This window comes from Salinispora sp. H7-4, assembly GCF_013416675.1.
GTDB classification, from domain to species: Bacteria; Actinomycetota; Actinomycetes; order Mycobacteriales; family Micromonosporaceae; genus Micromonospora; species Micromonospora vitiensis.
The window spans coordinates 19,022-38,410 of sequence record NZ_JABZED010000019.1 but is presented as its reverse complement, the minus strand read 5'-3'; the positions used below and the strand labels follow the sequence as shown (position 1 = coordinate 38,410).

Annotated in this window: 14 protein-coding genes, 1 tRNA gene and 1 pseudogene; 8 read left to right on the top strand and 8 right to left on the bottom strand. The window is 69.4% G+C overall.

Annotation, left to right across the window (positions count from 1 at the left end; all coding sequences use genetic code 11):
* Window positions 1-11 precede the first annotated feature (11 nt).
* Window positions 12-194: a hypothetical protein gene (locus H0524_RS12720; RefSeq protein ID WP_180198841.1), complete on the top strand. Its 183-nt coding sequence runs from the start codon at window positions 12-14 to the stop codon at window positions 192-194.
* Between the two features lie 25 nt (window positions 195-219).
* Here the strand turns inward: H0524_RS12720 and H0524_RS12715 are convergent.
* The 6 genes and pseudogenes from H0524_RS12715 to H0524_RS12690 all read right to left on the bottom strand — a co-directional run bounded on the left by H0524_RS12715 (window position 220) and on the right by H0524_RS12690 (window position 5,305).
* Window positions 220-1,523: pseudogene (locus tag H0524_RS12715) on the bottom strand (methylated-DNA--[protein]-cysteine S-methyltransferase).
* A gap of 291 nt (window positions 1,524-1,814) precedes the next feature.
* Complete coding sequence (locus H0524_RS12710) at window positions 1,815-2,804, bottom strand: VlmB-like protein (RefSeq protein WP_180198840.1); 990 nt, start codon at window positions 2,802-2,804, stop codon at window positions 1,815-1,817.
* Window positions 2,805-2,832: 28 nt separating this feature from the next.
* Window positions 2,833-3,384: a flavin reductase family protein gene (locus H0524_RS12705; RefSeq protein ID WP_018728330.1), complete on the bottom strand. Its 552-nt coding sequence runs from the start codon at window positions 3,382-3,384 to the stop codon at window positions 2,833-2,835.
* Window positions 3,381-3,893 carry a hypothetical protein gene (locus tag H0524_RS12700; protein WP_018728329.1) on the bottom strand — a complete coding sequence of 171 codons (513 nt, stop codon included), beginning with the start codon at window positions 3,891-3,893 and terminating at the stop codon, window positions 3,381-3,383. The genes H0524_RS12705 and H0524_RS12700 overlap by 4 nt, the downstream gene beginning before the upstream one ends.
* Before the next feature lie 25 nt (window positions 3,894-3,918).
* Window positions 3,919-5,058 carry an acyl-CoA dehydrogenase family protein gene (locus H0524_RS12695; RefSeq protein WP_180198839.1) on the bottom strand — a complete coding sequence of 380 codons (1,140 nt, stop codon included), beginning with the start codon at window positions 5,056-5,058 and terminating at the stop codon, window positions 3,919-3,921.
* Between the two features lie 164 nt (window positions 5,059-5,222).
* Window positions 5,223-5,305, bottom strand: a tRNA-OTHER gene (locus H0524_RS12690).
* 180 nt (window positions 5,306-5,485) lie between these two features.
* Between H0524_RS12690 and H0524_RS12685 the strand changes: the two genes are divergently transcribed.
* Entirely contained in the window at window positions 5,486-6,883 is a 1,398-nt protein-coding gene (locus tag H0524_RS12685; protein WP_180198838.1) for a pyridoxal-dependent decarboxylase, read from the top strand.
* A gap of 23 nt (window positions 6,884-6,906) precedes the next feature.
* On the opposite strand, the gene H0524_RS12680 is transcribed toward H0524_RS12685, so the two are convergent.
* Both H0524_RS12680 and H0524_RS12675 read right to left on the bottom strand, forming a co-directional pair.
* Window positions 6,907-7,713 (bottom strand): alpha/beta fold hydrolase, encoded by an 807-nt coding sequence (locus H0524_RS12680; RefSeq protein WP_180198837.1) that lies wholly within the window; start codon window positions 7,711-7,713, stop codon window positions 6,907-6,909.
* Entirely contained in the window at window positions 7,710-8,993 is a 1,284-nt protein-coding gene (locus tag H0524_RS12675) for an LLM class flavin-dependent oxidoreductase (RefSeq protein WP_180198836.1), read from the bottom strand. Before H0524_RS12675 ends, H0524_RS12680 begins: the two co-directional genes overlap by 4 nt.
* 278 nt (window positions 8,994-9,271) lie before the next feature.
* Between H0524_RS12675 and H0524_RS12670 the strand changes: the two genes are divergently transcribed.
* The 6 genes from H0524_RS12670 (at window position 9,272) to H0524_RS12645 (ending at window position 19,339) form a co-directional block, all read left to right on the top strand.
* The gene (locus H0524_RS12670) at window positions 9,272-9,574 is read left to right on the top strand and encodes an acyl carrier protein (RefSeq protein WP_180198835.1); all 303 of its coding nucleotides are present in this window, start codon (window positions 9,272-9,274) and stop codon (window positions 9,572-9,574) included.
* 24 nt (window positions 9,575-9,598) lie between these two features.
* Complete coding sequence (locus H0524_RS12665; RefSeq protein WP_180198834.1) at window positions 9,599-15,892, top strand: type I polyketide synthase; 6,294 nt, start codon at window positions 9,599-9,601, stop codon at window positions 15,890-15,892.
* A gap of 62 nt (window positions 15,893-15,954) precedes the next feature.
* Window positions 15,955-16,740: a thioesterase II family protein gene (locus H0524_RS12660; protein ID WP_180198833.1), complete on the top strand. Its 786-nt coding sequence runs from the start codon at window positions 15,955-15,957 to the stop codon at window positions 16,738-16,740.
* A gap of 34 nt (window positions 16,741-16,774) precedes the next feature.
* The gene (locus H0524_RS12655) at window positions 16,775-17,155 is read left to right on the top strand and encodes a hypothetical protein (RefSeq protein WP_026323001.1); all 381 of its coding nucleotides are present in this window, start codon (window positions 16,775-16,777) and stop codon (window positions 17,153-17,155) included.
* A gap of 26 nt (window positions 17,156-17,181) precedes the next feature.
* Window positions 17,182-17,565 carry a hypothetical protein gene (locus tag H0524_RS12650; protein WP_018719874.1) on the top strand — a complete coding sequence of 128 codons (384 nt, stop codon included), beginning with the start codon at window positions 17,182-17,184 and terminating at the stop codon, window positions 17,563-17,565.
* Window positions 17,566-17,959: 394 nt separating this feature from the next.
* Window positions 17,960-19,339, top strand: a complete 1,380-nt coding sequence (locus H0524_RS12645) for an MFS transporter (RefSeq protein WP_180198832.1) — start codon at window positions 17,960-17,962, stop codon at window positions 19,337-19,339.
* Window positions 19,340-19,389: the final 50 nt, after the last annotated feature.

Genomic DNA, 19,389 nt, shown 5'->3' with positions numbered 1-19,389 from the left:
GCGCCAACACGATGATTAGGGAGGTCAACGTGTCCAACGCCGAGATCGAGGCACTCAGCGAGCGGCTCGCCGAGTGCTTCGGGGCCTGCGCCGCCGCACCGGACGACCGTGCGGCGGGTGCCACGGCCGACCAGGTGCTCGCCGAACTGGAGAAGTTGATGCGCCGCTCCCACGACGCCGGCGTGTCGTCCTAGGGCTTCCGTAGGGGCCCGGTGCGGCTCATCCGCCTGCCGGGTTCCGCTCCAGTTCGACCGCCCGCCACAGGTACCAGCTGGCCGCCGTCCGGTACGGCCGCCACCGCTCCCCCAGATCCGCTACCTGCTCCGCAGTGGGGATCGGAGTTATCCCGTAGAGCAGCCCGGCGCCGCGCCGCAGACCCTGGTCGGCCAGCGGTAGGACGTCGGGGCGGCCAAGCCGGAAGATCAGGAACATCTCCGCCGACCACCGCCCGATGCCGCGCACCTCCGTCAGCCGGGCGACGATGCTGTCGTCGTCCATCCCGGCAAGCTCGTCAAGCCCGGGTAGGGCTCGGCGGTCGGCGCGGTTGGCGAGGTCGCGCAGGCGAGGACCTTGGCCCGGGACAGCCCGACCGCTCGCAACTCGTCCTCGCTGGCACGAAGAATCCGGGCCGGGGTGGGCCGGCGGTCGGCCCCCGCGCCGAGCGCGCGCAGCCGGCCAAAGATGGTCGCTGCAGCCTTGGTGCTCAACTGCTGGTGGACGATCGCCTCGGCAAGCATGTCGAACACCGAGAAGGTCGGCCGTACCGGCAGGTCGAAGGGCCCCAGCCGGTGCATCTGCGCGGCGAGGACCTGGTCCGCGCGGCGCAGGCGCGCGACCGCGGCCGCCGGGTCGAACCCGAGCCGACCCGGGGGTGTCTCCACGCCGGCCAACGGGACGGCGGCGCTGCCGGCCGCCGACGCAGTCGTGACCGGCGCCCTCTTCTTCGACGGCGTCTTGTCCGGCGCGCTCCTGGCCGAGGTGGTCCTGGCCGGTGCGGCGTTGGTGGACGAAACGTTCTCGATGTCCAGGATTCGCAGTTTGATGTCCACCCCACCCGCCGCCGTGAAGCCGCCGGGCCGGCCATTTGCGGCGACGACCCGGTGGCACGGGACGATGAGGGGGAACGGGTTGCGTCCTAGTGCCTGCCCCACGGAACGGGCGGAGCCGGGTGCGCCGATGGTGCGGGCCAGCGCCCCGTAGGTCACGGTGTCGCCGGCCGGGATCCGTCGCGCAGCCTCGTAGACCCGGCGGCGGAACGGCGCCAGCCCGTCGAGGTCCAGCGAAACGGCGCCGAGGTCGCCCGGCTGCCCGGACAGCAGGGCCACCAGGTCGTTCACCACCCGGGCGATGTCGGCCGGCGGAATGGCCTCCCGCGTGTGGGGAAACCGGGTCTGCATCCGCCGCCGGGTTGTGGCGCTGCTGGTCTCGGGGAGCTGGGTGCCCACAACGCGATCGCCGCACCACGCAATCGCGCACCGACCTATCGCCGTATCGAACATCGCGAAGCCCACGTCGGCACCCATGCGGCTCCTCACTTTCGTACCGGAAACAGCTAAACGCGCTCGCGACATTTCACTCGGCGCAGACGCAGGACTGGTTGCCTTCAGGGGGCGATCAGCGCGACCCCAACCGTCGGACCGGAGATCGGCGACGTCGGTCCCGCCCACATCGCGGATGCGCGGACCGCTCCATAAAGATCTGCGGTCATCGTATCAATGTGTACACGGTGGTGGCCTTACGCTGCTCCGGGACGCGCTGCGCGGGTACGAACACCGGTCGCTCGTCGCTGGCCTCATCGACCGCTCGGTCGACCCTCACAGAATCCGGGGAGCCTTGGCCCGCAGCAGATCGATCGCCTCCGGCAGGCCCATGAACCTCAACCGGGCGTCGGCCAGGTCGTCGTTCCACTTCGCCGCCAGCTCCCAGCGCTCCTGCGGCGTGGTGTCGATCAGCCGGCGTCCCGGGAAGAGCTCGTAGTCGCGCAACGCCTCGGCATGCGGCTGCATACCCTCCTGGAACAGCCGTTCCCGGTGCATGACGAACTCCTCGTCCTCCAACTGATCCCACAGTTGCCGGCCCCGGCGCAGCACCTCGAGCACGTGCCCCCGATCCTCCGGGTGCCTGATCAGGTGGTCCCGTACGTACGAGCTACCGACCGCCAGGTGACGAATCTCGTCGATGGCGGCGCCCCGGGCGATCTCCCCCGCGACCGGGTCCAGCACACCCCACTTGCGTTCGCTGAGTTCGGTGGAGGCTGCCAGAACCCCCTCGATGATGACCGCGAAGGCGACGACCGCGCCGACGAAGTCCCCCTCGTCCCGGACGAGCGTGATCGCGAAGTCCTGCACCGGTCGCAGCACCCTGCGCTGGTATTCCGCGCCGGTACGGCGCACGAAGTCCATCAGCTCACCTTTGGGCACACCCACGTTGAGCAGGTGATTCCTGAAGATCATGTGGTGGCGGGCCTCGTCCAGCAGCTGGGTGCTGAAGAACTCGAGTTCGGGAATGTCGGGGGCGGTGGTTACGTAGTAGGCCAAAACCCGGGTCGCGGCCTCCTCATCCAGCGAGCGGTACGCCAGCTCCAGGCGAAGCGCCTCGCTGAGCGGGCCGGGCTCGCGCAGGTAGTCGGGGGTGACCAGCTCGCCGGAGTAGCCGAGAGGCCGACCGCGCAGGGTTCCCTGGGCCACCTCCCGGAACCAGTAGCCGAGGTCGCACCGTTCCACTGTCAGGGCCAGGTTGGCGGCACCGTCCAGTAGGCCGGGCGCGTGGTCGAAGTCCGCTTCGGTGGCAACCATACCGGTCACAGTGATCAGCTCCTCTTGGTCGGCTCGGTCAGCCCGGGGGCAGGGCCACGGAGATGTGGGGGTACAGGCGGCCGGCGTACGACAGCAGCGGCTCGCCCCGGTGGTGTCGGCCCTCCACGACATCAGCGAAGATCACATCGTGGTCTCCCACCGGGTGCAGTTCACGGACTCGGCAGGACAGGTGGGACAGGCACCCGTCGATCAGCGGCGCCCCGGTGTGCGGATCCGGATGCCAGGTCAGGTTGTGGAACTGGGCGTCGCCGGTGGGTCGCCGCGGATCGGCGAAGTGAGTGGCCAGGTCCGTCTGGTAGCGGCCCAGCACATTGACGCAGAAGGCACCAGCCTTCTCGGTCAGGGCAGTGAACGTCGACGAGGCGCGCAGCGCGACCCCGAGCACCAGCGGATCGCGGGAGACGGCGACGATCGCGCTGACCGTCGCGCCGTGCGCGGCGCCGTCGTGGTGGACCGTCAGCACCGTCACTCCCGAGGCCAACCGGCGCAACGCGGCGCGGGCCGGCGGCCCGAGATCCACCACCTCCCCGCCGGCGACGGCACCGCGCTCCGGTGCCTGGTCGGTCACCGCGCCGCCCCGACACTGCCGGCCGATACCGGCTCCTCGGGGGCGGGCACCCGGCTGGTCCCGGCCGAGCGGGCCCGCAGCATCGCGACGATCCGGTCGTACGCGGCGTTGGGGACAGGCTCGAAGGGCCGGCCGAACGGCTTGAGGAAGTTACCGAACACCCCGCGGTCGCCGAAAACGTGGAACGGGATCGCCAACAGGGCCCACTCCGGGCCGATCAGCCACAGCCACAGACCGACCAGGGCGGTCTGGGTAATCAGGCTGTGCATCGTGTTGTACAGCACGTAGTAGACCTTCGAAATCCGCCCGTCCGGGCTGCGGCGGAACGCGATGGCCCCGGGGATGTAGCCCACCAGGTCGATGACCGCGAACAAGACGAGGAAGGGAATCCAACGAATCTCGTCGAAGTGGACGAGAATCAGCACGATCGAGATCGCGAAGCCCACCAGATATTCGGCACGGTGCAGACGGAACGTCAGCGGCGACTCGTACGGATTCTTCTGGTCCATGGTGGTCCTCTTTCCCGAGGGGCGGTTACGACAAATTGAGCGGAGCGCCGGCGAAGTAGTCACCGAGCGCCTCGACGGTGCTGGTGCGCGATGGCGGGTGGAATGCCAGGGCCCGTACGGCAGACATCAGGTACGCGACGTCGAAGGTGCGCATGAAGGTCAACCCGCCCAGCAGTTCGGCGGCGTCATTGACCGCGGCAGTGAGCAGATCCTGCACCGCGTACCGGGCCACGAGCACGGACGCCACCGCCTCGTCGCCGGTGACCCCGTCTTTCAGCGCCCGGGCAGCGCCTTCCACCAGGTCGACCGCAGCCTCCAGGCGCAGGGCCACCCCCACCCGGTCCGAGGCGCTGCCCCGACCGGTCGCCACCAGCTGTGCCACCAGGTGCGAAGCCGCACCGACATAGATGGACGTGGCCAGCAGCTCGAACCAGGTGAAGCCGACGGTCTGCAGGTCGTCGAGCCGGCTCTCGTCCTCGGCGGTGCTCTGGATGACCAGTTCCTGCGGGACGAAGACGTTATCCAACCGCACCTCGTGGCTCTGCGCGGCGGCGAGGATCGGGCTGACCCAGAAGGGCGTCGTGCTGATGCCCGCCGAGTCGGCAGGGATCAACAGCAGGGCCAGGTTGTTCCGGCCGTCCGGTCCGGGGAGGGCAACGCTGGCGGTCAGGATGTTCATCGACGCCGACAGGCTGCACGGCTTCTTGCTGCCGTTGACCAGATAGCCGCCGTCGGTCGGCCGCGCCACGACCGACGGCAGCAGGATGTTCTGATCGGTACGTCCCTCCGCCCAGCCGGAGGCGAGTAGCAGTCCGTCGCTGGCGATGCCCGAGAGCACCTTCAGCTGCGCGTCGGTCAGCCGCCCGGCAGTCTCGGCGAGCGCGAACAACATGGCGACGGTGAAGTGATGCATGGCCAGGCCCACGCCGAGCGACGGCGACAACGCCGACACCGCCCGCTGTACGCGTACCGCGTCCAGGGGATCTGCGGCTGACCCACCGTGCTGCTGGGGCACCAGCAGCCCCGGACCGCCGTGCACACGGAACACCTCGACGATTCGACTGCCTTCAGCCTCGCGCTCGTGAAGCGGCATCTGCTCCAACGCCGCAAGCAACCCGGGATGGAACCGCTCGCACACTTCCCGTGCCACTGTGAGAGAACGCATCTGTAACACTCCTTGATGTCGAAAGGCACCGTCCAGCCGCTTGTTTCGAGCCAATTTCAATCTGACAAACTGCGCTGACCGAAGACTGACGCCGTCTTGACGAAAGCACCATCGGGTCGAAATGCAGCGAGCGCCCGGGCGTACCCGGGCGCTCGCTGCGTGTGCGGAGAGGGCAGGATTCGAACCTGCGTGGGCCGAAGCCCTTCCGGTGACCCGGACCCCATTAGGCCGCTCTGGGTACCTCTCCTTCAGCGCGGTGGCCGGCTCCGCTGGTGGGATCTCCCGCCGCCTTGCTGAGACAATCTTTGCAGACTGGTCCTGACCCGATACTGACGACCGACTGACATCGGTCCGCGGGCCGGCGTGCTCCGCCGGAGGAATATTTCGGTCAGCGTCCGATCAGGAACCGGTCGATATTGTCGGGCGCATGAATAGTGCGCATGATCGGCTGCTCGGTCTCGCCGCCGGCTACGCCACCGCCTATCTGGACAGTCTGCCCACCCGACGCGTCGGCGCGACCGCCAGCCCGAAGCAGCTGGTACAGCTGCTCGGCGGCGCCATGCCCGAGGGCCCGTCACCGCCCGAGCAGACGATCGCGCTGCTGAACCAGGCGGCCGAGGAGGGCGGCGTAGTCGCCAGCTCCGGGCCCCGGTTCTTCGGGTTCGTCGTCGGCGGCACCCACCCGGTGTCCATCGCAACCGACTGGCTGGTCAGCGCCTGGGATCAGAACAGTGGCGTGTACGGCCTCGGCCCGGCCGTGGCCACCGCCGAGCAGGTGACCGCCGAGTGGCTGGTCGATCTGCTGGGTCTGCCGCCCGGTACCTCCGTCGGTTTTCCGACCGGCTGCGCCATGGCGCACGTCGCCGCGCTGGCGGCGGCCCGGCACCACGTGCTGGAAGAGGTCGGCTGGGACGTGGAACGCGACGGTCTCCAGAGCGCGCCGCTGGTCAACGTGGTCGCCTCGGCACAGCGCCACCTCACCGTCGACCTGGCGCTGCGCTACCTGGGCTTCGGAGTGGCCAACACCCGGCTCGTGCCCACCGACGCTCACGGCCGGATGCTCGTCGACCGGCTGCCGGAGATCCTGCGCGACTGCGAGGGCCCGACGATTGTCTGCACCCAGATCGGTGATGTGAACACCGGGGCCGTCGACCCGGTTGGCGCGGTCTGCGACATCTCTCATGAGCACGGCGCCTGGGTTCACGTGGACGGCGCGTTCGGGCTGTGGGCGGCCGCCAGCCCCCAACTGCGCCACCTGGTCGCCGGGCTGGAACACGCGGACTCCTGGGCCTCCGACGCGCACAAGCTGCTGAACGTGCCGTACGACTGCGGACTCGTCTTCGTGGCGAACCCGGATGCCCATCGCGCCGCGATGCTCACCGTACGGCCTGGCTACCTTCCGGGCCCCGCACCTGGTGAACGTGATCCGATCGAATGGGTGCCGGACTTCTCCCGTCGGGCCCGCAGCCTGCCGGTATGGGCGACGCTGCGCACGCTCGGCCGGAGCGGGGTCGCCGAGCAGGTCGAGCGGTGCTGCGCACTGGCCCGACGCTTCGCCGACCACCTGCGCGACGTCCCGGGCGTGCGGGTCCTCAACGACGGCCCGCTCAATCAGGTACTGGTGCGCTTCGGTGACGACGATGAGGTCACCCGAACCGTCATCCGGCAGCTGCAAGACTCCGGCGACTGCTGGTTCGGCGGCACGATGTGGCAGGGCTCTGCCGCGATGCGGATCTCGGTGAGCTCGTGGCAGACCACCGCGGCGGACGTCGACGACACCGCCGCGCGCGTCGCGGCCACCGTGACCGAGATCCTGCACCCGTAGGCGGTGGCGACGCCACGGTAGGCTCAGGCGAGGAAACTGTCCAGCGTCGCCATGGTGAGCTGCGGCTGGTCGAGCTGGATCAGATGTCCGCACTCCGCCAGCACCGCTGTCGTGCAGTCACCGACCACCGCGGCGAACTCCTTGGCGTACCGGACGTCAACGATGCGGTCCTGACGTCCCCAAACGAGCAGCACGGGGACGGTGACCCGGTGCAGCCGACGGCGCAGCCCATGCTCCGGGAACGGCCACACGAACTTGCCGCTGCAACCGTAGGCCCAGATTTGGGCAACCATCCTGGCGCGCATCTGCTCTGGATCGGTGGGCAGCTGCAGGACCGTCCTGACCAGGTCGCTGGAGAGACGGTGAAACAGCAGCGCCGGCAGCTTGTCCGGGGCTACCGCGTTCCAGTTGACGACGGGGGCGTCGTCGAGCCACAACCCGAGTGGAGCCAGCAGCACCACCCGGCCCGGCAGGTCGGGGAAGTGCGCCGCCAGGTCAGCGGCGAGCATCCCGCCGAACGAGGCCCCGACCAGTACCGGGCGCTGCAACCCGAGCTGCCCGATCACCTCCTGGTAGGCCAGCACCAGGTCCGACCAGTCCGCTACCTGCCGGATGGCGTACGGGTCGTCGGGACTGGTTCCGGGGAACTCCGGTACGTACACGGTGTACCGCTCGGTCAGGTGCCGCAGCAGTGGATCCCAACCGAAGCCCCCGGCCTGGTGCAGGTAGACCAGGGGCGCACCGGCGCCGGCGATCTGCACCTCGACCGTGAGCCGGCCGCCGAGGACGGTAACCGCCTCGCGGCGTACCGAAGGCAAGCTGGTGCTCATGCGACGGTCCTCTCGTTCTGGTTGTCTGATCGGGGCGCGGGTGCGGCGATCGTCGTGGTGGGGCTGCCACCCAGGCGCTCGGGCCACCAGTGGTGGGCGTAGTCCGTGTCGCTCCACAGGTGACGAAGTCGCGGCGCGACCGCCTCGGCGAACAGCTGGATGTTCTCGCGGACCAGCTCGGTGGGGAGCGAGCCGAAGCCGAGCATGGCGTGCAGGTTGCCGATCCGGTGCTCCCGGCAGAACGCGAACAGCTGCTCCGCCACGGTCTCCGGGCTGCCGGCGATCACCGCCCCGGCCGCAACGAGCTCCCGGTAGGACGCCCCACGCATCTGCCGCGACATGCCGACGTCACCGGGGTCGGCGAAAACCGCCCGCAGGCCCTGAATGTCAATCCCGCCGGGGATACCGAGCAGGTGGCCAGGGATCGAGCCAAGGCCCTTGCGGAATGCGTACTCGGCGTGCTCGGCGTACCGGCGGTCCGCCTCGGCGTCGGTGTCGGCTACCGCGATGGTCTGTAGGAAGCCCACCCGATACGGGTTGGCCGGGAGGCCGGAGCGCTCGACCAGCTCCCAGAACCGGGGAAAAATGCGCCTGCCGGTCAGTTTGGCGCCGGAGAAGCCGAAGTAGTTGAAGCCGAAGTCCCGGTCGAGCGTCATCTGCATGGTACGCGGGTTGCCGATGCCGGTGACCCACAGCGGCGGACGCGACTGCAACGGCCGCGGCCAAATGTTGACCTGGGGATAGCGGCTGTACCGACCGTTCCACGGAAACGGCGCCGGGTCGCTCCAGGCGCGCAGCACCAGGTCGAGGTTCTCCTCGTACCGTCCCCGCGCCTCGATGGGTGGCACGCCGTTGTTGATCGTCACGTCGTAGCCCAGGCCGACCGGAAAGCCCGCGATCAGTCGGCCACCGCTCATCACGTCGAGCTGCGCATACTCCTCGGCCACCCGGACCGGCTCGTGGGTCTTACCCAACGTGCGGCCCAGCGGCATGATCCCGACGTTGAGCCCCTCCAACTCGGTGGCGTACGCCAGCGCACCGGCGACGACGTCGGGATTGGGCATCACGTCGTAGGCGCTCTGGCCGTGCTCGGTAACCAGGAGCGCGTCGAAACCGGAACGGGCCCCGACCATCAGCTCGTCCAGAAACGAGCGCATCGACTCGTACATGCGGCAGGGATCGACCAGCGCGTACGGCGTGTCGCAGACCGAGTCGAACCGCTCCTCGAAATCCGCCGGGAGATAGCGGTACGGTGCCTGCTCGAACAGCGTTATCCTCACGTCACCCTCCGGCAATAGACCAACCGATTCACCCCGTCCGCGAGAAGGCAAGGGTGCCTGCCGGCTGCGCCCATTCGGGGCGGAAATACCGAACGCGGACGGTTGGTGCCACCTTCGCATCCGCCGCTGACCCGATGCTGATCCGCGACTGATTGGGGCCTCGCCGCCGTATCAGCCGATCGTCAATCGGCGGTCAGCGGCAACTGCTTGACTTGCTGATAGACCACAACCGCGACGGGGGCGACGCGGGCACGTAGCCGGTAAATGGGAGAGCCTTAATGACCCCGGAAACGGTGCTGGAGTTGCGGGAGCTGCCTCGACACGAGCGCCGCGAAGCTCTCGAGATGATCGTCACGGAGCAGTTCCGCGCCACGCTTCTTATGGAGGAGGGCGAAGAATTTCCAGCGGAAACCAGCTTTTTTGACCTGGGCTGCACGTCGCTCATCATCGCTGATGTGAAAGAACAGCTCGAAACGTTGCTCGGTTGCCCCATCAGCGCCACCGTTGTGTTCAACCGGCCAACGCTCAAGCAGTTCGTCAACTACCTAGCCGACGACCTCCTGCGGCTGTCGGCCACATAGCACAGAAGGTAAGGAGGCGGCGCCGTGTCCACCAATTCTGACACGCAGCCGAAGGCGGTCCGGGACCCGGGTGCCGATCCTGGCGCGCGTCGTGAGCCGATCGCCATCATCGGAGCCGGCATCCGGTTCCCGGGCAGCAACGAGTCGCTGGACCAGTTCGCGGCGTTCCTCGCCCGCGGCGGCAACGGCATTCGCCCGGTGCCTGAGGAACGGTGGGATGTGGAGGCGTTCCGGTCCGATGACCCCGACGCCAAGGGCAAGATCGGGGCGGCGGGGTTCGGCTTCCTCGACCAGATCGATCAGTTCGACGCGCCGTTCTTTGGGATCTCCCCGCTGGAGGCGCAGTACGTCGACCCCCAGCAGCGGATGCTGCTCGAGGTCACCTGGGAGGCGCTGGAGAGCGCCAACCTCGATCCCGCCGCCCTGCGGCACAGCAGCGGCGGCGTCTACGTCGGCGCCAGCTCCTTCGACTACGCCCTTGAGCTGGACTCGCTGCCCTACGAGGAGGTCGACGGGCACCTGGCCGCCGGCATCAGCTTCTTCCCGATGGCCGGCCGGCTGTCGTATTTCCTGGGCTGGCGCGGGCCGAGCCTGAGCACCGACACCGCCTGCGCGTCCTCGCTGACCGCCCTGCACCTGGCCGTGGAGGGTCTGCGTGGTGGCGAGTGCCCGATCGCGGTGGCCGCAGCGGTCTGTGCGATCCACCACCCCAAGATCCCGGTGATGTTCACCCACGGCAACATGCTGGCCCCCGACGGGCAGTGCAAGACCTTCGACGACTCCGCAGACGGGTACGTGCGTGCCGAGGGCTGCGGCGCGCTGGTACTCAAGCGGCTGTCCGACGCCCAGCGCGACGGCGATCCCATCCTTGCGCTCATCCGCAGCACCGCCATCGGTCAGGACGGCGAGAGCGCCGGCCTGACCGTGCCCAACGGCAACGCGCAGGAGGCCGTGATGCGCGCCGCGCTGCGCAATGCCGGGTTGACGCCGGGCGACATCCAGTACGTGGAGGCCCATGGCACCGGCACCGCGCTCGGCGATCCGATCGAGATGGGCGCCATCACCGACGTCTTCGGCGCACATCACACCAAGGACGCGCCGTTGGTGGTGTCGTCGGTGAAGACCAATGTCGGGCACATGGAACCGGTTGCCGGCATCGGTGGCGTGGTCAAGAGCGTGCTGCAGATGCGGGAGAAGCGTTTCTTCCCCCACCTCAACATGACCAAGCCCTCCGGGCGCATCCCGTGGGACCAGATCCCGGTGCACGTCCCGACCGAGGGCGGGCCCTGGCCGGCTCCGGTCCGGCGGGCGCTGGTCAACAGCTTCGGCTTCGGCGGTGCCATCGCCAGCGCGGTGCTGGAGGAGGCACCGCCGGTCACCGTCGAGCCTCCGGTGGAGCTGGCCGGCAACCATGTCGTTGTGGTCTCGGCCAAGAGCCGTCAGTCGCTGACGCAGCTGCTGAGCCGGTACCGGGAATACCTCGCCGCGCATCCCGAAACGCGCCTCGACGAGCTCTGCTACACCGCGACTGTGGGCCGCTCCCACTTCCCGCTGCGGGCCGCCGGAGTTGTGCGCGACCGCGAACAGCTCGACGCGTTCCTCGCAACGCAGATCGAGCGAACCGGCAAGGCCACCCCCACCGAGAAGATCCGCAAGGTGGCGTTCCTCTTCACCGGGCAGGGCTCGCAGTACCCGGGCATGGGAGCGGCGCTCCACCGGCAGTTCCCGGTCTTCCGCGAGCACCTCGACGCGTGCGACCGGCTGTTCGCCCCCGAACTGGGCCGCTCGGTCGTCGGGCTGATGTCCGGACCGGAGAGCAGCGCCGAGGACCTGCAACAGACCCGCTACACACAGGCCGCGCTCTTCAGCCTGGAGTACGCGCTCGCGCAGCTGTGGTTGTCGTGGGGAGTCCGGCCCAACGTGCTCATCGGACACAGCATTGGCGAGGTGGCGGCGGCCACGTTCGCCGGCCTGTTCAGCCTGACGGACGCGGTGCGTCTGGTCGCCGCCCGTGGCCGACTGATGCAGGCGGTCGCCGCGCCGGGCGGCATGGCCGCGGTGAACTGCGCCGCCGAGGAGCTGACCGACCTGCTGGCCAGCCACGACGATCTGGCGGTCGCCGGTATCAACTCGCCGAGCCAGACAGTCATCTCCGGCGCCGCGGACACGCTCGCCGACGTGACGGCCGCGCTGACCGCACAGGGCCGCAAGGTCACCACCCTCGCCGTCTCGCATGCCTTCCATTCGCCGTTGATGCGGGAGGTGTTCGACGAGTTCCGCGCAGCGCTGGCCGACATCGAGTTCCACGAGCCGAGCATGACGGTCGTGTCGAACCTGACCGGCAGGCCGGCCCGGCTCAGCGAGCTGGCCGACCCCGAGTACTGGGTGCGGCATATCGGCGAGCCGGTCAACTTCCTGGCCGGCATGCGCAGTGTCGAGCGGCGGGGCAACCACAACTTCGTCGAGATCGGTCCGTCCAACGCCTTGATGGGTCTCGCCCGGCAGTGCCTGACGCCGGAGAACCACCGGTGGTTGGCCAGCCTGGACCGCCACGACGAGCACGGTGACGTCATCCGCGGGTCGGTGGCTGCGCTCTACCGGGCCGGCGCCACCATCTCGTGGACCGGTTTCCACGCCGGCAGGGAGCGAGGCAAGATCGACCTGCCGACGTACCCGTTCGACCGCAAGCGGTACTGGTTGCCGATCAAGGGACCGCGGCACGGCCTTGGCGGCGCGTCCGGTGACGGAACCGTTCACCACCCGCTACTCGGCGCCGAGGCCGAGGGCGGCGACGGGATGCGCGAGTTCCGGGCCCGGTGGAGTGCCACGTCGCCGGGCTACCTTGCCGATCACGTGGTGATGGGTCGCGTGGTGTTTCCCGGCACCGGCTACCTGGAGGTGCTTCTCGCGCTGCAGGACGCGGTCCTCGGCCGGACCGGGCACGAGATTCGCGACGTGCGGATCGCGGAGCCGCTGTTCCTGGACGACGAACCGGTGCAGGTGCGGATCCGCTTCCGTCCGGCGACCGAGGACGGCGAGGACCACATCACCGAGATCACCAGCCACGCCGACGGCGTCGAACGGGTGCATGTGCGGGCCCGCATCGCCCGGCACCCGTCGCACACGCCGACGGAGACCGGCGCGGCGCTGCGGGAGCTGGCAGCCGCCCTCGGCGAGCCCGACGAGGTGCTCGGCGAGGACGCCGTCTACGCCGCGTACGCCGCCGCCGGGTTGGAGTACGGGCCCAGGTTCCGCCGCACCCAGCAGGCTGCCCGGCACGGCACCGACCTCGCCGTCGGCGAGGTGCGCGGCGTTCGGGCCGGCGCGGTGGAGCACATTCCGCCATACCTGACTGACAGTGCCACCCACGCGTACGCCGCGATCGGCGACGACGGCAACAGCTACCTGCCGGTGAGCTACGCGGCGTTCGGCATGTTCAAGAAGCCTAAGGCCGACGCGCTGCGGGTGCTGATGCGCATCGATCCCACGCCGCCGGCTGGCCTGGACCGCGCGATCGACCTGCTGGCGCTGGAAGCTGACCAGCCGGTGTTCGAGCTGCGCGGCCTCGGCATGAAGCGGGTGGAAGGCGCCGCCGGCAGCCGGCGGCGCGGCATCGCCCACCAGCAGCGGTGGCTGAAGCGGTCCCTGCCGCCGGCCGCTACGCCGCAGCCGCATACTGTGCTACTGGTCGGTGCGCCGGGACCGGTGGCGTCCGAGCTGGGCGAGCAGGCGGTGGAGTCGGCTCGTGTGGTTACCGCAGCCGACGCCGCCGAGGCCGCCGGGATGGTCGCCGCCGGCGGGGTCACCGACGTGTGCTGGTTCTGGACGCCGGCCGGGCGAACCGGCACGCCGACCGGCGAAGTAGCCGTCGCGTCCCTGCGCGCGGAGTGCGAGGCGAACTACACGGCTCTGCTCGACCTGATCCGGTCGCTCGGCGACGCCGGCTTCGGCCGGCAGCAGCGGTTGTGGCTGGTCACCGCGGGGGCCCAACTGCTGCCCGGAGACGCCACCACCGATGATCGGCCGGTTGCGGCCGCCAGCCTGTGGGGAGCCGGGCACACGCTGCTCAACGAACACCCCTCGTACCGGACCACCCTGGTGGATGTGCCCGGCGACAGGACCGGCTACCGGCAGCTACTCGAGGAGATCGCGGCCTCGGTCGGCGGCGAGTTCCAGGTGGCGTACCGCGACGGGCACCGGCACGTACGCCGGTTGCTCCCGCTGCCGCTGAACACGGGCGCGGACCCCGAGGACAACTGGGCCGTCACCATTCGCGAGTACGGGCAGTTCGGCAACCTGCGGGTCATCCCGGCGCCGGTTGTCGCCCCTGAGGGCGACCAGGTCGAGGTTCTGGTGCGCGCCGCCGGCCTGAACTTCAAGGACGTGTTGAACGCCCTGGGGATGCTGCGCGCCTACGGCGAACAGCCACTCGGTTTCGAGGCGGCCGGCACGGTCGTGGCCGCCGGCCCCGACGCCACCCACCAGGTCGGCGACGAGGTGATCGTCAACTACCTCGGCTGCATGCGGCGCCGGATCGTGGTGCCCTCGGCGGTCGCGGTGCGTAAGCCGCCCAACCTGAGCATGCTCGAGGCGGCCGGCGTGGCAGCGGTGTACGTGACCGCCCACTACGCTCTGCACACACTCGCCACCATCAAGGCCGGCGACCGGGTCCTGATCCATGCCGCCGCCGGCGGGGTGGGCCAGGCAGCCGTCCAGCTTGCCAAGGCGGCCGGCGCGGAGGTGTACGCCACCGCCAGCCCGCACAAGTGGCAGGTGCTGACCGCACAGGGTGTCCGGCATGTGATGAACTCGCGCACCTTGGACTTCGCCGACGAGCTGATGCGGGTCACCGACGGCGCCGGCGTGGACATCGTGCTCAACAGCCTGAACAAGGACTACATCCCGGTCAGCATGTCCTGCCTGGCGCCGGGCGGCCGGTTCATCGAGATGGGCAAGGTCGGTGCCTGGACCCCAGAACAGGCTGGCGAGGTGCGTCCCGACCTCCGCTACCACAACTTCGACCTCAGCGAGCTGCCGTGGGACGACGCTGTCCGGGTCACCGGCGAGACGCTGCGGATCATCGCCGATCGGCTCGCCGCAGGGGTTCTGACCCCGATTCGCACCACCACCTACACCCTCGATGAGCTGGAAGAGGCGTTCGGGGTGCTCAGCCGGGGTCAGAACATCGGCAAACTGGTCGTCGACCTCGCGCCGGAGCCGGCCCGGCCGGAGATTCCGATCCGACCCGACCGCACGTACGTGGTCACCGGTGGGCTCGGTGCCCTCGGTCTGGTGACTGCCAACGAGTTGGTCGCCGCCGGGGCCCGGCACATCGCCCTGATCGGGCGCAGCGGCGCCCCCGCACCGGACGTGGCGGAGCTGTTCGAGCGGCTGCGCGCCACCGGAGAGGTGACCGTGCACCGCGGTGACGTGGCCGAGCCGGCCGACCTGACCCGGATCCTGGCCGAGATCGGTCGCAGGCCGCACCCGATCGGCGGCATCGTGCACTCGGCGGGCATGCTGCGTGACGCGCCGGTCGCTGCCCAGACCTGGGAGTCGATCGACGAGGTGTTCCGCCCCAAGGTGTACGGCACCTGGCTGCTGCACCAGGCGGCCCGGGACCTGCCCGAGCTGGCCTTCCTGATCGGGTACTCGTCGGCGGCGCCGATTGTCGGCACGCCGGGGCAGTTCAACTACTCGGCAGCCAACGCATTCCTCGACGACCTGCTGCTGCGCCGCTGCGCCGCCGGGCAGGGCGCGTTCACCGTCAACTGGGGACCGTGGGGCGAGGTCGGCATGTCGGCCCGCCTCTCCGATCAGCTGATCAGGCGGTGGTCCGACGAAGGCATCGTGTTGACCACACCGGCCGTCGGCATGCGGGCGCTGCGTGACCTGCTGCGTAAGCCGACCGGGCAAGCCGTGGTCGGCGAGTGCGACTGGGACCGGTTCATCGCCGCCAAGCCGGTCGCCAACGCCCTCTACCAGCGGCTGCGCGACGACACCGGTGACGCTGCCGCGGTCGGGCTCGACGTGGCCGCACTGCTGGCCGCCCCGAGCGAGCAGCGCCTGGCGCGCATCGACCAGTACGTGCGGGCGAAGGTGGCCGCCGTGCTGCACTTCGACGACGTCGATGCCGTCGACTCCACTGTCGAGTTCGTCCGGCTGGGTCTGGACTCACTGGTGGGCGTCGAGCTGAAGAACGCCTTGGAGTCCGCGTTCGGCGTGCCGCTGCCGGCGTCCGTGGCACTGCAGTACCCCACGGCTGAGGCGCTGGCGGAGTACCTCGACGGGTTACTCGTCACCGACACCACCACCTGAACCGCGGCGCCGCGGCACGACCGACGTCCGGTCGCGGCTTCCGCGACGACGAAGGAGGTCCGATGATCCAGCGTCGCGCGATAGTCAACCGCTGGTTCCAACCCGAGGGAGTGCCCGCCGAGGCTGCCGTGCGGTTGTTCCTCCTGCCGTATGCGGGCGGCAACGCCGGAATGTTTCGCGATTGGCTGCCGCTGTTCCCGGCGGACATCGCGGCGCAGGCCGTACAGCCGCCTGGCCGGCTCGACCGCCGCGACGAGCCGCTGCTGACCGACCTCGGCCCACTGACAGAGGCGCTCGGCGAGGCGATCGCCGCAGAGCTGGACGGGCGACCCTTCGCGCTGTTCGGGCACTCGATGGGCGGGCTGCTGGCGTACCGGGTGGCGGTGCTGCTCGCCGCCGAGTACGGAACGAGGCCGATCCTGGTCGCCTCGGCCGGATGGACCCCGGAGGGGTTCTCGGTGCCGACCCTCGAGCAGGTGCAACTGCCCCAGCCCGAGCTGGTGTCCTGGATCGTGAGTCTCGGCTCGCTGCCACCGGTGATCTACCAGGACCCGGAGCTGCTGGAGCTGACGATACCGCCCACCCGGGCCGACCTTACTGCCTTTGCCCGGTACGTCGACGACGGCGCCCCCGTGCCGTGCCCCGTAGTCAGCTACACCGGGCGCGACGACCCGCTGCTGAGCGCCGACGCCCCTGAGTCCTGGACCGGCCGGAGCCCCGAGTACCTCGGCAATTCGGCCTTCCCCGGCGGCCACTTCTTCATCTACACCGCGGCGCTGCCGATCACCGCCGACCTGACCCGGCACCTGCGCCGGCTCGCGGCGCCCACCTCGACACCCGGTCACTAACCGGCGGGCCGTGACCCGCCAGAACGGAGCGATCATGTCGCAGCGAAGCCTCAACGCACTCGTTGACCGGTACATCGCCACCTGGAACGAGCCGGAGCCCGACGTCCGCCGCAAGATGATCGACGAGCTGTGGGCCGAGGACGGTACCTACTACAACCGGCTCTTCGTCTGCCAGGGGCGGGACATGGTGGAGGCTGCGGTCTCCACCGCGTACCGCGAATACAGCGCAAAAGGGTTCGCGTTCAAGTCCCGCAACGACGCGTACGGCCACCACGGCGGGGTGAAGTTCGGCTGGGTCCTCGCCGCCCGGTCCACCGGGGAGGTCGACACGTTCGGCGAGGAGTTCCTGATCCTCGACGGCTCCGGGCAGATCGTCGCGGACTACCAGTTCGGTCTCCGCCCGCCGGCGATCTGAGCCGGCCAACCCGAGGGAGCAGCACGATGGCGGACAACTTCGACTACAACGACATCGCTGAGCGCTACATCGCCTCCTGGAACGAGCCCGACCCCGAGACACGCAAGAAGCTGGTCGAGGAGCTGTGGGCGGAGGACTGTACCTACTACAACCGGCTGTTCGTCGTCTCCGGACGCGGGATGATGCCGTTCGTGGTGGGGCGGGCCCATGACGAGTACTACGGCAAGGGCTTCTGCTTCCGCTACCAGAACGACGCGTACGGCCACCACGGCGGGATGCGCTTCCGTTGGGTGATGGTTTCCAGCGCGACCGGAGAGGTGGACACCTTCGGTGAGGATTTCGTCGTCCTGGACGAGTCGGGTCGCATCCGGGTGGACTATCAGTTTGCTATGAAGAAGCCATCGGTGTGACGAGTGGGTCGTGTGGAATCGGCGCCGGCTCCCATGGTCACGTAGTCGGCGCCGAGCCCGACGATACTGTCGAGAAGCGACGTGCGGCTGGACCAGGCTGGCTAGGCGTTCAGCGCCAGCGCGATGAGCCGATCCTGCGGATAGAACGCCTTGATCGCGAGGTCCGGCGGCGACAGGCCGTTCCGACCCGCCGTAGCCGCACCGCTCGTTCGCGACCTCTGAGGCTATTGCCCGCCGCCATCTCCGTCGCAGAGTATCAGTACAGCTGGTGATGGCACCTCTTCCAGGAGTAATGATGGCGACTCACGCACGCCCGGTCGACGCCGGTGGCGGCACGACACCGCCGGCTCCGCGCACGGATGCCCCCGCCTCGGGCCCAGCCGATCACCCAGGCATGGTCCTCGTGCTGATGATCGGCATATTCCTCAGCGTCCTCGACTTCTTTATCGTCAGCGTCGCCATACCATCGATTCAACGGGATCTTTCCGCCACGTCGGCGACCGTGCAGTTGACCATCGCCGGCTATGCCCTTGGATACGCCGGTCTGCTGATCGTCGGTGGCCGCCTTGGTGACATCTTCGGCCGCCGCCGCATGTTCAGCGCGGGCATCCTGTTGTTCACTGTGGCGTCGGCGGTGTGCGGGGTGGCGCCGAACGCCGGATCCCTGATTGCCGGCCGGGTCGCACAAGGGCTCGCCGCTGCCATCATGACGCCGCAGGTGCTCAGCATCGTCAGCGCGACACTCACCGGCGCACCGCGCGCCCGCGCGTTCACCGCGTACGGCTTCACGATGGGCATCGCGGCGCTCTTCGGCCAGCTCATCGGTGGTGTGCTGATCTGGGCCGACCCGATGGGCCTCGGCTGGCGCAGCGTGTTCCTGATCAATGTGCCGATCGGCGTCGCGGCGCTGGTCCTGGTGCCGCGCCGGGTACCCGAGTCGCGCGCCACCGGCCGGCCGGTGCTCGACCTTCCCGGCATGATCCTGATCTCGCTGGCGATGGGCGCGATGGTGCTGCCGTTGATCGAGGGCCGCGAGCGCGGCTGGCCGCTCTGGGCCTGGTGGTGCCTGGCCGCCGCGCTGATGCTCTTCGCCGCCTTCATGGTGCGGGAGCGGGCCGTGGCCGGGCGCCGCGCCGCGCCGTTGGTGCACCCGGGGCTGTTTCACGACCGGGCGTTCTCCGCTGGACTGCTCACCCAGTTGTTCTTCTATTTCGGGCAGGCGTCGTTCTTCCTCGTCTTCGCCGTCTACGTGCAGAACGGCCGAGGATTCAGCGCGCTGCAGGCGGGCGTCCTGTTCATCGCCATCGGCGGCGGCTACATGGCCACGTCGTTGATCGCCCAGCGGGTGGCGATGCGGCTCGGGCGTCAGGTGATCGCCCTTGGCGCCCTGCTGCGTACCACCGCTGCGGTGTTGATGATCGCGGCGCTGGCCGGGCCGGCGGGCGAGGGCAGCATCTGGTGGCTGGTCCCCGCGCTGGTTATTGACGGTGCCGGACAGGGGCTGGCCGTGGCGCCGCTCGCGTCGACGGTGCTGTCGCGCATCGACCCGCAGCACGCCGGCGCGGCCTCCGGCGTGCTGAGTACCGGAATCTGGGCCGGCAATGCCTTCGGTGTTGCGATCATTGGCATCATCTTCTACGGGACGCTGTCGCGCACCGGCGGCGATCCGTTCCGGGACGCCTTCAGTGCCAGCCTCGTGTTCATCGCGGTGGTCGGGGTCCTGGTGGCAACCTTGGTCCAATTCCTACCCCGGACGCCGCAATCAGCCCGCTGACCGCCCGACCAGGCCGGCCTGACCGTGCGGCCTTGGCACGGGCAGACCGG

Coding starts and splice junctions, on each gene's coding strand:
- H0524_RS12720 (WP_180198841.1), top strand. CDS start 12: ATGATTAGGGAGGTCAACGTGTCCAACGCCGAGATCGAGGCACTCAGC.
- H0524_RS12700 (WP_018728329.1), bottom strand. CDS start 3,893: ATGGACCAGAAGAATCCGTACGAGTCGCCGCTGACGTTCCGTCTGCAC.
- H0524_RS12695 (WP_180198839.1), bottom strand. CDS start 5,058: ATGCGTTCTCTCACAGTGGCACGGGAAGTGTGCGAGCGGTTCCATCCC.
- H0524_RS12685 (WP_180198838.1), top strand. CDS start 5,486: ATGAATAGTGCGCATGATCGGCTGCTCGGTCTCGCCGCCGGCTACGCC.
- H0524_RS12680 (WP_180198837.1), bottom strand. CDS start 7,713: ATGAGCACCAGCTTGCCTTCGGTACGCCGCGAGGCGGTTACCGTCCTC.
- H0524_RS12670 (WP_180198835.1), top strand. CDS start 9,272: ATGACCCCGGAAACGGTGCTGGAGTTGCGGGAGCTGCCTCGACACGAG.
- H0524_RS12660 (WP_180198833.1), top strand. CDS start 15,955: ATGATCCAGCGTCGCGCGATAGTCAACCGCTGGTTCCAACCCGAGGGA.
- H0524_RS12655 (WP_026323001.1), top strand. CDS start 16,775: ATGTCGCAGCGAAGCCTCAACGCACTCGTTGACCGGTACATCGCCACC.
- H0524_RS12650 (WP_018719874.1), top strand. CDS start 17,182: ATGGCGGACAACTTCGACTACAACGACATCGCTGAGCGCTACATCGCC.
- H0524_RS12645 (WP_180198832.1), top strand. CDS start 17,960: ATGGTCCTCGTGCTGATGATCGGCATATTCCTCAGCGTCCTCGACTTC.